The organism is Flavobacterium sp. K77, from assembly GCF_021608205.1.
GTDB classification, from domain to species: Bacteria; Bacteroidota; Bacteroidia; order Flavobacteriales; family Flavobacteriaceae; genus Flavobacterium; species Flavobacterium turcicum.
The window spans coordinates 321893-336985 of the sequence record NZ_JAKIHO010000002.1 but is presented as its reverse complement, the minus strand read 5'-3'; the positions used below and the strand labels follow the sequence as shown (position 1 = coordinate 336985).

General features: G+C 34.4%; 9 protein-coding genes and 1 tRNA gene. 5 read left to right on the top strand and 5 right to left on the bottom strand.

Going from position 1 to position 15093, the window contains the following annotated elements; translation table 11 throughout:
* The first annotated feature begins 278 nt into the window (after window positions 1-278).
* Window positions 279-989 carry a hypothetical protein gene (locus tag L1S34_RS07160; RefSeq protein WP_236363422.1) on the top strand — a complete coding sequence of 237 codons (711 nt, stop codon included), beginning with the start codon at window positions 279-281 and terminating at the stop codon, window positions 987-989.
* A 95-nt stretch (window positions 990-1084) separates the two neighbouring features.
* Here the strand turns inward: L1S34_RS07160 and L1S34_RS07155 are convergent.
* From L1S34_RS07155 to L1S34_RS07140, 4 genes are all read right to left on the bottom strand, one after another.
* Window positions 1085-1160, bottom strand: a tRNA-His gene (locus L1S34_RS07155).
* A 74-nt stretch (window positions 1161-1234) separates the two neighbouring features.
* On the bottom strand, window positions 1235-1951 hold the full coding sequence (gene bshB1, locus L1S34_RS07150; RefSeq protein WP_236363421.1) for a bacillithiol biosynthesis deacetylase BshB1: 717 nt from the start codon (window positions 1949-1951) through the stop codon (window positions 1235-1237).
* Between the two features lie 46 nt (window positions 1952-1997).
* Window positions 1998-3089 carry a chorismate-binding protein gene (locus L1S34_RS07145; RefSeq protein ID WP_236363420.1) on the bottom strand — a complete coding sequence of 364 codons (1092 nt, stop codon included), beginning with the start codon at window positions 3087-3089 and terminating at the stop codon, window positions 1998-2000.
* Window positions 3089-3526 (bottom strand): PaaI family thioesterase, encoded by a 438-nt coding sequence (locus L1S34_RS07140; RefSeq protein ID WP_236363419.1) that lies wholly within the window; start codon window positions 3524-3526, stop codon window positions 3089-3091. Before L1S34_RS07140 ends, L1S34_RS07145 begins: the two co-directional genes overlap by 1 nt.
* 118 nt (window positions 3527-3644) lie before the next feature.
* Here L1S34_RS07140 and L1S34_RS07135 point away from each other — a divergent pair, with 118 nt between their 5' ends.
* The 4 genes from L1S34_RS07135 to purL all read left to right on the top strand — a co-directional run bounded on the left by L1S34_RS07135 (window position 3645) and on the right by purL (window position 13621).
* The gene (locus L1S34_RS07135; protein WP_236363418.1) at window positions 3645-5174 is read left to right on the top strand and encodes a right-handed parallel beta-helix repeat-containing protein; all 1530 of its coding nucleotides are present in this window, start codon (window positions 3645-3647) and stop codon (window positions 5172-5174) included.
* A 95-nt stretch (window positions 5175-5269) separates the two neighbouring features.
* Window positions 5270-7108, top strand: a complete 1839-nt coding sequence (locus L1S34_RS07130; protein WP_236363417.1) for an endonuclease — start codon at window positions 5270-5272, stop codon at window positions 7106-7108.
* 253 nt (window positions 7109-7361) lie between these two features.
* Entirely contained in the window at window positions 7362-9200 is a 1839-nt protein-coding gene (locus L1S34_RS07125; RefSeq protein WP_166135458.1) for an endonuclease, read from the top strand.
* A gap of 758 nt (window positions 9201-9958) precedes the next feature.
* On the top strand, window positions 9959-13621 hold the full coding sequence (gene purL / locus L1S34_RS07120) for a phosphoribosylformylglycinamidine synthase (RefSeq protein ID WP_236363416.1): 3663 nt from the start codon (window positions 9959-9961) through the stop codon (window positions 13619-13621).
* Window positions 13622-13703: 82 nt separating this feature from the next.
* Here the strand turns inward: purL and L1S34_RS07115 are convergent, their stop codons facing one another.
* Complete coding sequence (locus L1S34_RS07115) at window positions 13704-14627, bottom strand: LysR family transcriptional regulator (protein ID WP_236363415.1); 924 nt, start codon at window positions 14625-14627, stop codon at window positions 13704-13706.
* Between the last annotated feature and the right edge of the window lie 466 nt (window positions 14628-15093).

Genomic DNA, 15093 nt, shown 5'->3' with positions numbered 1-15093 from the left:
AACTCACCAATAAATTTTACAAATCAGAATTAGTAAATACATCAACACTTTAAACAGGTCGTAAGCCTTCCCATTTTTAAAGAAAGGGAAGGCTTCTGTTTTTTAATTAATGAAAACAAAAGATCAACTTCAATCCTAATCCTGCCTTCGCTGTAAAATCTTAAGTATTAAAAATTAACTTCATTTGTTAAGCAAGAACAATAATTAGTATATTTACCTGTAATTAAACTACTTACGCTTTTAAAATATCCTGAATTATGAATTAAAACAAAATTAAGATGAGAAAAATTATTTTTTTAATACTCCTATTTGGTGTATCAAATAAGATCGTAGCACAACCAGATTGGTTCCATATCTACACAGATTCAACCGCACTAGTATTAGACGGAAATTCAATTACTACACAATTCATTAAGGATGTGAAGAAGATTAACCCAAAAATCAATTTTGATGTAAAAGCAGTGTTGAATACAACGCCGTACTTAATATATTATGACGGCTCTGGTCCTGAAAAAACGGCTAATATGCCACTTTGGAGTCAGGTAATCTCACCGATAAAACAATTTTTTTATGAAATGGCAGGTGATGAAGTTCAGGGAAAGCTTGCTTTTGGTTATTTTTTTAATGGCTTTTACCTTCCTCATGAATTAGCGCACGCGTTACAAGATGTAAAAGAAGGAAATCAAAACGGATCCTATAAAAATGAATTGTTTGCAAATACTTTAGCCATTTTATGGTGGAGAAAACAAGGAAGAGAAAAAGAACTAAAACTTTGTTACGAAAGTGCTAAAAAAATGTGGCAAAAGCTGCCTAACCCTATTCCTACTAACTCTACTATTGAAGATTTTTTTAATCAAAATTACGAACAAGCTTCGCAAGATCCTTCGGTGTATGGATACATGCAATTTAAACAATTTATACAGGTGTATGAAGATAAGACCCTTCCTAGTTTTGACGAATTCGTTAGCAATTATTTATCTCAAAAGTAAATTAAAACGTTTATTAACAAATTTAGTAATGTTTTTATTTGTTTGGGTATAAAGCACAAAAAAAGCCTTGAATTTCTTCAAGGCTTTTACTTTCTGGGTGGAAGACGGGGCTCGAACCCGCGACCCTCGGTACCACAAACCGATGCTCTAACCAACTGAGCTACAACCACCATTTGCTTAGCGGTGGCAAAGATACAACTAAAGTTGAGTTGTGCAAAGGTTTTTTGAAAAAAAATTCAATAAATTTAACGCAAATCCCCTAAACTATTGACAGCCAAATACCTTTCTACTGTAAAACCTTCAGCATATTCTACGCCTGTTAACCTGCCTAAATCTCTGGAGCGGTAACTGAGGCTTTCTAAGAAATTTTTACTTGAAATTGGAGATTCTGGTTCATTTGATTCAGGGTCATAAAATTGTGTGCGGTAAGCTAAAATAGAAGCAATTTTCTTTTCATTAAAACCAGTAATATCAACTACAAAGTCGGGCTCAATATTTTTCCATTGCAAATAATGGTAGACTACTTTCGGTCGCCAAGCCAACTGTTTTTCGCCATCGAGCTCTGTTTCTATTTTAATCAAGCCCGACAAAAAGCAAGCATCTGAAACTAATTTGCTCCCTTTTGCATGATCAATATGTCGGTCATCAATTGCATTGCAAAGCACAATTTCTGGCTGGTACTTTCGAATCATTTTAATAATCTCGCGTTGGTGTTTTTCGTCATTTACAAAAAAACCATCTCGCATTTTCAAATTCTCTCTCACGCTCACTCCTAAAATAGCAGCTGCGGCACTTGCTTCTTGATCTCTGGTTTCGGCTGTACCACGTGTGCCTAATTCGCCACGAGTCAAATCAACAATACCAACCTTTTTACCCAAAGAAATTTCTTTTAATATAGTTCCTGCGCAACCTAATTCCACATCATCAGGGTGTGCTCCAAATGCTAAAATATCTAATTTCATTTTTTTATTTTTATTTATTACTTCGGTACCAATTAACCTACTTTCATTAACTAAAAACCTTTTTCATAGTCGATGATTTATTGACACTCTCCTCCCATTCTTTCGCAGGAATACTATCTTTAGTAACTCCACAACCCATATACAATTGCACTTTAACATCCGATGTATTTTGTTGAACATCTTCCTGAATATCGATTTGCATGCATCGTAAATTGACAAACAAATCAGAGTCTTTTCTTTCTTCACCAAAAGTAACATTTAACTCTCCCAAAAAACCAGTATAAAATTGTCTATCATAGTTTTCATTCTCTAAAATAAATTGCTTAGCTGCCGTGGTTGGTAAACCACAAACTGCTGGTGTAGGATGCAGTAAATTGACTAAATCTCGAATTTTTGTTGTAGCGCATAACTTTCCAGAAACAACTGTTTTAATATGCCATATTGCGCCTGCTTGAATGCTAAATGGAGGAGTAACATTTAATTTCTCCGCAACAGGTTGCAATTTAGATACCAAAAAATCGGTCACAAATTGCTGCTCTTCTTGCTCTTTCAATCCCCAATTAACTACCTCAACACTAGTTGCTTTTTGAGTCCCAGCTAATGAAATAGTTTCAAATGTGGTCCCGCGAATTTGCAACAATTGTTCAGGAGTTGCCCCCATCCAAAGTCCTACCTGCGGATGGTAAAAACAATAAACACAAGTAGCAGGATACAAATTAACCAATTTTTCAAAAACTTCAAATAAGTCAAAGTCATTAATAGTAATAGTTTCTATTCGTGATAACACTACCTTCTCTAAAGCACCTTGTTGAATCTTAACAATCGCTTTTTGAACCAAATTTTGAAAAAATTCTTCATCTTGCTTAAACGCGTTTGAAAAATGAGATCCATCAGAATGCATTGTTTTAGGCACAAATGGTGTTGTGAGTACTTCAGCAGCTTCTTCCGGTATCAAATACTTTTTAGAACCATCAAAAGAAGCAAACACAAATCCATTTTCCGTAAAGTCAGCAACTTGGTATAAATGCTCGTTTTTTTGAAAAAAGCCAATTACCTCATCACTTTGAGGCTTATGATACAAAACAAAGGGTAAATTAGCATGCCTTTGTTCTTGAGCTCTACGCAGTAGGTTTTCCATTATTTTTCTTCACTTTTTCTCTTCGGGAGAATCATATTTGTAAGCTTACACAAAGAAATTAATTGATTGCGCTCATCTGTAATTTTTATTTCCCACAAATGAATACTTCTTCCCTTATGCACACATCTTGCCGTTGCCGTCACCACTCCGTCGCGCTTAGCTTTTAAATGGTTGGCAGCAATTTCAATTCCTCGAACTTCGCTTACTTCTGAGTTAACAAATAGCATCGAGGCTGCACTACCAACACTTTCAGCCAAGGCCACTGACGCACCACCATGCAGTAATCCCATCGGTTGATGCACATGAGGTGTAACAGGCATAGTCGCAACCAAGAAATCTTCGCCAGCATCAGTGTAAACGATGTTAAGTGTTTCCATCAAAGTGTTTTTTGACACATGATTGCACCAATGCAGTATTTTTTCTTTATCAAAAGTCATTTTAGTATATTTTTTTAAAGTGTAAAATTAACGAAAAGAAGAGAGACAATACGGATATTGTGATTGTAATTCTGATTTCGAAAATAGTTTTTCCTTATTTTTACCAAAAAAAGAAGCCATGCGTCTTAGAGTACTTTTGATTTTCATCGGAATTGTTGCCAGTTTGTCTGCTTGTAGAACTGATTTTGAAACTGTTGCTAGTACTGGCGAACTTGAATTTTCAAGAGATACAGTGTATTTGGATACGGTTTTTTCTAACATTGGATCAAGCACATACCGACTAAAAGTTTACAACCGAAGCAAAAAAGACATTTCAATACCTACGGTACAATTGGGCAAAGGTTTGAATTCAAAATACCGCATGACTGTTGACGGAATGCAAGGTAGCAATGGTAAAATTTTTACAGATGTTACGCTTTTAGCAAAAGACAGTATGTTTATTTTTATCGAAACAACTGCCTCTATTAAAGATGCAAATCCGTCCGATTTTTTATACACCGATTTCATTCAATTTGATAGTGGCGAAAATCTACAAAAAGTAGAACTCGTTACCTTGATTCAAGATGCTGTTTTTTTATATCCACAACGTTTTGCTGATGGTACAACCGAAACATTACCAATTGGTTCAGATAAAATTGAGGGATTTTATCTAGATGAAAACGATCCTATCAATGGTAATGAACTCATTTTTACAAATAAAAAACCTTACGTTATTTATGGTTATGCAGCGGTACCACCCAGTAAAACAGTCCTTTTTCAAGCGGGTAGTCGCGTACATTTTCATGCGAACTCCGGTATAATAGTAGCAAATAAAGCCTCAATTTTGGTTGATGGAAAAACCTCTTTGACACCACAATTAGAGAACGAAGTAATTTTTGAAGGCGATCGATTAGAACCCGAATTTGATAATATTCCTGGGCAATGGGGAACAATCTGGCTTACTGATGGCAGTACAAATAATAGTATTAATCATTTGACTATTAAAAATGCTACAATCGGCTTACTCATTCAAAACAATGATAACACGACCGTTCAACTCAAAAATAGTCAAATTTACAATAATAGTAATTTTGGGATTTTGGCACAAACTGCCAAAATTAATGCCGAAAATCTTGTTGTAAACACAGCAGGAACTGCAAGTGTAGCGTGTACCTACGGAGGAGACTATACCTTTACCCATTGCACGATTAATAATAATTGGAATAGCTCTGAACAATTAGCGTTACTCGTAAGTAATAATTTACAAGGAGCCATACCAGAAGTTAAAAACCTAACTAAAGCAATTTTCAACAACTGTATCATTTACGGACCATACAACACAGAGATGAGTTTGAACAAGAAAGAAGGTGCCGCTTTCGAATACCAATTTAATAGTTGTTTGATAAAGTTTGATTCCAACTCTACTCAAGTACAAAATAATCCATTGTATCAATTCAATTCTGATCCAACACATTACACATCAATTCTATTAAATAAAGATCCTTTATTTTTTAATGTTAGACAAAACAAGCTAAACATAGATGAAAAATCAGCTGCTTTTGGTAAAGGAAACTCTTTATTTGTGGTGCCTCAAGACATTTTAGGATTTAGCCGTAGTTTGCCACCAGACTTAGGTGCCTATCAAAACAAACCTTTTCCAAAAACGTAAAACCGTAAAAAACTGAAATTTAAAGATTTCATAACGTTTGAAAATCAACGGAAAAAACTATTTTTGTCCACGAAAATTTTCCAAAACAAACAAAAATGAAACAACTTTACAAATTTCTATTTTTATTTATTTGCACTTCAGTTTTAGCACAAGCCCCCGCAGGATACTATTCTACTGCAACGGGAACAGGCTATACTTTAAAAACGCAATTGTACAACATTATTAAAGGACATACAACGCTATCTTACGGGGATTTGTATGTAACCTACGAAACATCTGACGTTGACAACTTTTTTGAAAAAGATGGTTCGGTATTAGACATGTATTCTGAAAATCCAGCCGGAGTCGATCCTTATAATTATGCTATTACAGCAACAAAAAGGTGCGGAAACTACTCTGTTGAAGGAGATTGCTATAACAGAGAACATATTATTCCACAGTCAATTTTTAATGAACAATCTCCAATGGTATCTGATGCTCATTTTATCACTCCAACAGATGGTAAGGTAAACGGAATTCGTTCTAATTTCCCACATGCCAATGTAACAGTTGTTAGTGAAATCACCCGCAACGGAAGTAAGCTTGGAACTGGTTCAATAGCCGGATATACTGGACAAGTTTTTGAACCAATTGATGAATTTAAAGGTGATATTGCAAGGATGTATTTCTATTTTGCAACACGATATGAAAATACAGTTGCAGGCTATAACTACCCTATGTTTAACAATTCTACAGGAAAGGTTTTTACTGATAGCTTTTTAGCACAATTAATTACTTGGCACAACCAAGATCCTGTAAGTGAGAGAGAAATTGCCAGAAACAATGCTATTTATGCAAGACAAAACAATCGCAACCCTTACATTGACAATCCTAGCTATGTTGCTGCCGTTTGGACAACCGAGCCAGCAGATACGCAAGCACCAACAGCTGTAAATAATTTAACCGTAAGTACAACAAGTTCAAATGCAATAACACTAACTTGGACAGCCGCCACAGATAATGTTGCTGTAACCACTTATGATGTTTACATGAATGGTTCATTAAAAACTACGACAAAAGAGCTAACAACTGTTGTAACAGGCTTAGTAGCTTCTACAACATACACTTTTTATATCATTACTCGTGATGATGCAAGAAACTCATCTGTTGCCAGTACAAATGTAGAAGGAACAACAACTGCAGCACCCACAGGCGGAGCTGGTGCAAAAGAACTTTTCTTTTCAGAGTATGTAGAAGGAAGCAGCTTCAATAAAGCTATAGAAATTGCAAATTTCACAGGAGCAGCAATAGACTTAACTGGATATTCAATCAGAAAACAAACAAATGGTGCTGGACCATGGACTACTGGACTCAACTTAACTGGTACATTAAATACTGGTGCTGTATTTGTATTAGTAGATCCACAAATGGCAACAACCTGCTATCCAGTCACTAGTGCAAATTTATCATCTGCACAAGAATCGTTTAATGGAGATGATCCAATGGGATTGTTCAAAAATGGGGTATTGATTGATATTATAGGTACTTTTAATGGAGGAACAGCTAAGTTTGGTGAAAATGTTACTTTAAGAAGAAAAGCAAGCATTACTGCTCCAAATACAACTTTTGATAAAACAGCAGAGTGGGATTCATTTGCTAGTAACACTTGTGATGGACTTGGAGCACATGCTATTTCAAATCTTTCAAGTCTTGATTTTGAAAAAAACGGCTTTACAATGTATCCAAATCCTTCAAATGGAAATGTGAAAATCAATTTTGAAAACTCAAACGAAAAACATACAGTTCAAGTTTTCTCACTAATCGGACAAAAAGTTTTTGAAAAAGATTTTGATAATACCAACACAGCATCAATTGGTAATTTAAGTAATGGTGTTTATTTAGTAAAAGTATCATCCGAAACAGCTACAGTAACCAAAAAATTGATTGTAAATTAAATTTTACGATGAAAAACGTATCAAGCGGCACAATGTGCCGCTTTTTTTTGCGCTTTACTTTAATGCAAAATAAGATTTGTTTAATTTTTTTAGCTAAATTCTTATTTTATTAAGAAAAAAATTCAATAATCAATGATTAAATTCACATTAACTTAACATTAGGAACTCTTTAAGTTTTAAATTTGCTGCGGATTACAAACATCATTGTAAGTAAAAACAAAAAGCAAATTTTAACAAAAACCACAACAACACTATGAAAAAACTTTACATTGCAGTAATGCTACTTGTAATTTTTGTAAGTCAAGCACAAGCGCCTAGCGGTTATTACAGCACGGCAACGGGTTCCGGCTACACGCTCAAAACACAGCTTTACAACATTATTAAGGGTCATACCGATCAGGGTTACTCTGGATTATGGACAACCTATGCTACATCTGACAGAGATCATCAAAATGAGAATGACAACACGATCTTCGATTTATATTCTGAAAATCAAAACGGAACAGATCCGTACAATTATACGTTAACTACAAATCAATGTGGAACGTATGCTGTAGAAGGTGATTGCTACAATAGAGAGCACGTAATTCCACAATCTACATTTAATTCAGCAGCGCCTATGGTTTCTGATGCACATTTTATTCCTCCAACCGATGGAAAAGTAAATGGCTTACGTTCAAGTTTTCCGCACGGTAACGTTGCAACAGCATCAACAACTACACTTAACGGAAGTAAACTTGGTACAAGTGCTGTATCTGGATATACAGGAACAGTATTTGAACCAGCAGCAGCTTTTAAAGGTGATATAGCTCGCATGTATTTTTATTTTGCTACTCGTTATGAAAACACGGTAGCTGGTTATCCATACGCTATGTTCAACGGAACGAGTAATCAAGTATTTACAACTGCTTTTTTAAACCTGCTTCTTTCTTGGCACGCTAATGATCCGGTGAGCGCCAGAGAAATTGAAAGAAATAATGCAATATATGCACGCCAAGGCAATAGAAATCCGTTTATAGACAATCCGTCTTATGTTAACGCCATATGGGGCGGAACTATTGGCGGTGGTACTACAGATACTACTGCTCCTAGCACGCCTACATCGCTAACTTCGACAGCTAAAACTACAACCTCTGTAACACTTGCGTGGAATGCTTCAACTGATAACGTAGGCGTAACTGGTTATAATGTATATGTTAATGGTGTTTTAAGAACTACAGTAACAACACTAAACATGGTGGTTAGTAGCTTAACAGCAGCTACTAGTTACACTTTTACTGTAAGAGCTAGAGACGCAGTAGGAAACTTATCTGCAACCAGTAATGCTTTGACCGTTGTTACCAGTTCAAATAGTACTTCAACTGAATTAATGTTCTCCGAATACATTGAAGGTACATCAAATAACAAAGCTTTAGAAATTGCAAATAAAACAAGTGCAGCTATTAACCTTTCGGCATATAGCATCAAAAGACAAACTAACGGTGCTGGAGCATGGAGTGCTGGTTTAACTTTATCAGGAACAATTAGTAGCGGTGGAAAATATACTATCGTTAATAGTCTAATGGCTTCTAGTTGTTATCCTACTGGTTCAGCAAACTTGTCTACATCCGCAACCGAAATGACTTTCAACGGAAATGATGCCGTAGGCTTATTTAAAAACGGAGTTCTTATTGATATCATTGGAACTTTTAATGGTGGATCTGCTAATTTTTCAATTGACGAAACCATTCGTAGAAAAGCGACAGTAACGGCACCTTCAACTACTTTCAACAAAGCTACTCAATGGGATGTATTTGCTTTAGACAGTTGCTCAAACCTTGGAAGTCGAACAACCAGTACCAAAAAAACAGCAAATTCAAACATAGCAGAACCACTTGTTATATATCCAAATCCATCGCGCGGAACTTTTTACATTAATAATGCTGAAAAACCTTATAATGTAGAGATTTATTCTATCCTAGGTCAAAAAATATACAGCGCTCAGAACAGAACTCAATCTGAAATTGCAATACCAAATATTTCAAAGGGCACTTACTTGATCAGAATTGAAATCGGAACCGAAAACTTCGCACAAAAAATTGTTATAGATTAGATTAAAAAGCGGCAAAATTGCCGCTTTTTTTATGCAAGTCTTTCATCATTGTTCACTTGATAGTATTGTCTTTTAATCGTAATCTGATTTAATTTTGAATTGCTTTTAAATCAATACAAAGATGGTAAATAGTAAAAAATAAAGATTATTTTTTTCAATTGAAATCAGAAAATTAAATCAATTATTTATTCAAACTAAATGCAATTTGAGCATTCGTGATAATTTAAAAATCATTTGACCTATTGAAGATTTTGTAAATAAGAAAAATAATACTATTTTGCTTCCAAATTGTATTTGTTATCGGAACTTTAATCTTTAATCAAAACATTATGAATTTAACCCTTTCAGAAAGCTCTATTATCTTAATAATTATTGTCATTTTTTTATTGTATCTTGTTTTGACTATTAAGATTTTAAGAAGCTCTGTGAATTTACAAGAAAAAACACTACTGCTTATTTTCCTTTGGTGCGTTCCTATTATTGGACTACTTTCTTTTTTTCTTTTAAAAAAACAAAAAGTAACCAACTGATAATTTTAATAAAATTTGCCCAAAAAGATTAGTACTATTTTAGCTATGACATCACAGAATATTGTTTTATGATTTGAATTAAAATTTACTACTTCAAGTCTTTAATTAGTACTACTTAATTGCAATCGAATTTCAACAAAAAAAGCGGCAAAATTGCCGCTTTTTTTATGCAGGTAATTTAATCTTAATTACCTAAATTTGCATCGCAATACAACAAACTACACAACAATGATTCATTTCTTTGAAAACCAAAGTAAAACCGTTTTTGCAGTACAAACGCAAAACGGAATCTCGGCTCAAGACATTTCAAAACTCAATTGGCTTTTTGCCGATGCACATATCCTAGAAAAATCCGTACTTACGGATTTTTTTGTTGGACCACGTGCCGCTATGGTTACGCCATGGAGTACCAATGCCGTTGAAATTACCCAAAATATGGGAATTACAGGAATTGTTAGAATTGAAGAATTTGAGAAAATAGATTCAGATTTTACTGATTTCGATCCGATGTTACTTCAAAAATATGCTGAATTACATCAAGATATATTTACAGTAAATATTGAACCGGAAGCTATTTTAGAAATTGAAGATATCGATGCCTATAACCAACAAGAGGGTCTAGCTTTAAGTTTAGAAGAAGTAGAATATCTAGATAATTTAGCTACTAAACTAGGAAGAAAACTAACAGATTCTGAAATTTTTGCTTTCTCACAAGCCAATTCAGAACACTGTCGCCATAAAATTTTCAATGGGACTTTTGTAGTGGATGGAGAAGAAAAACCAACTTCCCTATTTAAGTTAATCAAAAAAACATCTCAAGAAAACCCTAACGATATCGTTTCGGCATATAAAGATAACGTCGCTTTTGTTAAAGGACCGAAAGTAACACAATTCGCACCAAAAAGCGCAGACAAACCTGATTTTTATGAAGAAAAAGAATTTGACTCTGTATTGTCTTTAAAAGCAGAAACACATAATTTCCCAACAACAGTTGAGCCTTTCAACGGAGCAGCAACAGGTTCTGGTGGAGAAATTCGTGACCGATTGGCTGGTGGACAAGGTTCGTTACCATTAGCTGGAACTGCGGTTTACATGACTTCTTATTCTAGATTGACCAACAATCGTAAGCACGAAGAAGCAATGGCAGAACGTCCTTGGTTGTACCAAACACCGATGGATATCCTGATAAAAGCCTCAAATGGAGCTTCGGATTTTGGAAATAAATTCGGTCAACCGTTAATTACAGGTTCAGTTTTAACTTTCGAACACGAAGAAGAAAATCGTAAAATTGGTTACGATAAAGTAATCATGCAAGCAGGTGGAATTGGGTACGGAAAATTAGATCAAGCCATAAAAAAGAAACCACAAGAAGGCGATAAAATTGTTATTCTTGGTGGAGAAAATTATAGAATTGGAATGGGTGGCGCTGCGGTTTCCTCAGCTGATACTGGAGCTTTTGGTTCAGGAATTGAATTAAACGCCATTCAACGTTCCAATCCAGAAATGCAAAAACGTGCTGCTAATGCCATTCGTGGTTTGGTAGAAAGCGATCACAATCCGATTGTATCTATTCATGATCATGGTGCAGGTGGACATTTAAATTGTTTGTCTGAATTAGTTGAAGAAACTGGTGGATTAATCGATTTAGATAAATTACCTGTTGGAGATCCAACACTTTCTGCAAAAGAAATCATCGGAAACGAATCTCAGGAAAGAATGGGCTTAGTCATTGGTGAAAAAGACATTGATATTTTACAACGAATTGCCGATAGAGAACGTTCACCTATGTATCAAGTAGGTGATGTTACCAACGATCATAGATTTACATTCGAATCGAAAACTACAGGTTTAAAACCTATGGATTACGCTTTGGAAGACTTCTTCGGTAGTTCCCCAAAAACTATCATGACAGACCAAACAATTGCTAGAAATTATAGTAATTCTGAATATAACTCAAACGAAATTCCAACCTATTTAGAACAAGTTTTACAACTTGAAGCTGTGGCTTGTAAAGATTGGTTAACAAATAAAGTTGACCGTTGTGTAGGTGGAAAAGTGGCCAAACAACAATGCACTGGACCTTTACAATTACCTTTAAATAATGTCGGCGTAATGGCTTTAGATTTTAAAGGAAAAGAAGGAATTGCAACATCCATTGGACACGCTCCTATTTCGTCTTTAATTGATCCAGTTGCTGGAACAAGAAATGCTATTGCAGAATCGCTTTCTAACTTAGTTTGGGCACCATTAAAAGATGGTTTAGATTCAGTTTCATTATCCGCAAACTGGATGTGGGCTTGTAAAAATGAAGGAGAAGATGCGCGTTTGTACGAAGCTGTTCAAGGTTGTTCTGATTTTGCTATCGAATTAGGCATCAACATTCCAACCGGAAAAGATTCGCTTTCAATGAAGCAAAAATATCCTAATGATGAGGTAATTACACCAGGAACAGTGATTATTTCAGCAGCTGGAAATTGTACCAATATTACTAAGGTTGTAGAACCTGTTTTACAACGCAATGGTGGAAATATTTACTACCTAAATCTATCACAAGATAGTTTTAAATTAGGAGGTTCTTCATTCAATCAAACTCAAAATAAAGTGGGTAATGAAACACCAACTATCAAAAATGCTGCCTTCTTTAAAACAGCATTCAATACGTTACAAGATTTAATTAAAGATAGAAAAATCAAAGCCGGACACGATATTGGAAGCGGTGGATTAATCACAACTTTATTAGAAATGTGTTTTGCAGATGTGAATTTAGGTGCGAATTTCGACTTAACTTCTATTAACGAAAAGGATTCTACCAAATTGTTATTCTCTGAAAATATTGCCGTAGTTTTTCAAGCTGATGCGGAAGTAGAAACCACATTTAAAGCGAATGGCGTTGAAATTTTCAATATTGGAACGGTTGCGAATTCGGATACCATTTCTATTGTAAATCATGAAGATACTTATGAATTTTCATCAAAAAAATACAGAGAAATTTGGTTTGAAACGTCTTTCTTATTAGATCAGAAACAAACTAAAAACGGTAAGTCATTAGAGCGTTTTGAAAATTTCGCAAATCAACCTTTATCGTTTACTTTTCCATCTCATTTTGATGGAAAATTGCCAGTAGTTTCCCATACGAACAGACCAAAAGCAGCTATTATTCGCGAAAAAGGAAGTAATTCGGAACGTGAAATGGCAAATGCGATGTATTTGGCTGGTTTTGATGTAAAAGACGTTCACATGACCGATTTAATTTCGGGAAGAGAAACGTTAGAAGACATTCAGTTTATTGGAGCCGTTGGTGGATTCTCCAATTCAGATGTGTTAGGTTCCGCAAAAGGTTGGGCTGGAGCCTTTTTATACAATGAAAAAGCAAATACGGCCTTGAAAAACTTCTTCAAGAGAGAAGATACGCTTTCTGTCGGAATTTGTAATGGTTGTCAGTTGATGATGGAACTTGAATTAATTACTCCAGAACACGAAGTTCATGGAAAAATGAAACATAACGATTCACACAAACATGAAAGCGGATTTACATCTGTAAAAATTCAGAAAAATAATTCGGTTATGCTTTCTAGTTTAGAAGGTGCAACTTTAGGGGTTTGGATTTCTCATGGTGAAGGAAAATTCAACTTACCAATGGCGGAAGAAAACTATAATATTGTAGCTAAATATGGCTATGAAGGTTATCCTGCTAATCCAAATGGATCGGACTACAACACGGCCATGATGTGCGACACCACTGGACGACATTTAGTAATGATGCCTCATATTGAGCGTTCTACTTTTCCATGGAACTGGGCAAACTATCCAGACAGAGATCAAAAAGATGAAGTTTCCCCATGGTTAGAAGCTTTTGTAAATGCCCGAAAATGGGTAGGAAATAAAAAATAAGATAAAAAATCAGCTCTTAAAAAAGCTGATTTTTTTTTGAAAACAAAAATCGATATTGTATTTCGGTCCAAAGTTTACAAACTTAAAAATCTTCAGACCAACTGAACTTTTTGGACACAATATTATCGCGTTCTTTTCTCATATAATTTAAAAATGAAGTGGCAACAGGTGAATGTTTTTTCCCTTTAGGCCAAATTAAACTCCACGTTGTAGTAACTGGCAAACCTGCATAAGGTATTATCTGTAGTTCATGGTTCAGCAATTCATTTTTGATACCTATCAATGGCATTATAGAGCAACCTATACCAGCAATAACAGCTTGCTTTACAGCTTCGTTTGAGGTAAGCTCCATTTTTTTGGGAATAAAAATACCGTTACTTTGAATAAATTCCTCCATCACTTGTCGCGTACCAGAACCTTTTTCACGAAAAATAAGAGGCATATCGTTAAATATAGAAGAGGAATCTGCACCGCGTTTTAATTTTAAATTAGAATTAGCTACCAAATACAATCTATTTTGCATTAAATCTAACTGATCCACATTCAAACCACTTGGCAATACCGAAACTAATGCAAAATCTACCTCATTATTTTCTAAACTACTTAGAACTCTGCTTTTATTTGTAACATCCATTTGCAAATCAATTCCAACATTTTTTTTGACAAAATCAGCTAAAAAATAAGGCATTACATATTTACCAGTTGACACAATAGTTACTTTTAATCTACCACTTAATTGACCTTTATAAGCTCTTGTTTTATAGTTAATAGTCTCGACTTGTTGAATAATCGTTTGAGCAACGTGTGCAATTTCTTGACCAAAATCAGTAACATATAATTTTCTGCCTACAATTTCAGTCAAAGGCACGTCAAATTGATCCTGAAAATTTCGGAGCTGAATTGATACCGCCGGTTGTGTTAAATGCAATTCTTCTGCTGCTTTGGTGATACTTTGTGTTTTGACCACTTTCAAAAATATCTGCAATTGATGCAATGTGTAATTCATAAAATATTCTTATGATTATTATTAAAAATATAAATACAAATTAATAAAAAATAATTCTTATTTTTAACAAAGTAATAAATTAAATATTCATATAATTTAAAAAATACAAACAATAATATAGATTTTTATGTAAAATACTACACATATCGGAATTACTACCTTTTTTAAGGTCAAATTAGTGCTCTCTTGCGCATCATTTTCTACTATTTTGAATTAGTAACCAAATTTTAGAACAATACCACCACGGAGGCACTATTACATCGCTTAGTTGAAACCAAATTTGACTAAGCGAAGTAATTCCATTTTTAAAATCATATTCAACTTACTTCCTCATTCTCAAATTAGATCTTTCAAAAAAACAATTTGATAAAACTACTCAGTAGAACTATACTTTGTTTATGGTTTATTTGGCGGTAAAATCAATATATAATTACATATTTTAAAATTTTATAACTATTTTTATTTT

Excerpts from the sequence above, each read along its gene's own strand:
- L1S34_RS07160 (WP_236363422.1), top strand. The coding sequence starts at position 279 with ATGAGAAAAATTATTTTTTTAATACTCCTATTTGGTGTATCAAATAAG.
- bshB1 (WP_236363421.1), bottom strand. The coding sequence starts at position 1,951 with ATGAAATTAGATATTTTAGCATTTGGAGCACACCCTGATGATGTGGAA.
- L1S34_RS07145 (WP_236363420.1), bottom strand. The coding sequence starts at position 3,089 with ATGGAAAACCTACTGCGTAGAGCTCAAGAACAAAGGCATGCTAATTTA.
- L1S34_RS07140 (WP_236363419.1), bottom strand. The coding sequence starts at position 3,526 with ATGACTTTTGATAAAGAAAAAATACTGCATTGGTGCAATCATGTGTCA.
- L1S34_RS07135 (WP_236363418.1), top strand. The coding sequence starts at position 3,645 with ATGCGTCTTAGAGTACTTTTGATTTTCATCGGAATTGTTGCCAGTTTG.
- L1S34_RS07130 (WP_236363417.1), top strand. The coding sequence starts at position 5,270 with ATGAAACAACTTTACAAATTTCTATTTTTATTTATTTGCACTTCAGTT.
- L1S34_RS07125 (WP_166135458.1), top strand. The coding sequence starts at position 7,362 with ATGAAAAAACTTTACATTGCAGTAATGCTACTTGTAATTTTTGTAAGT.
- purL (WP_236363416.1), top strand. The coding sequence starts at position 9,959 with ATGATTCATTTCTTTGAAAACCAAAGTAAAACCGTTTTTGCAGTACAA.
- L1S34_RS07115 (WP_236363415.1), bottom strand. The coding sequence starts at position 14,627 with ATGAATTACACATTGCATCAATTGCAGATATTTTTGAAAGTGGTCAAA.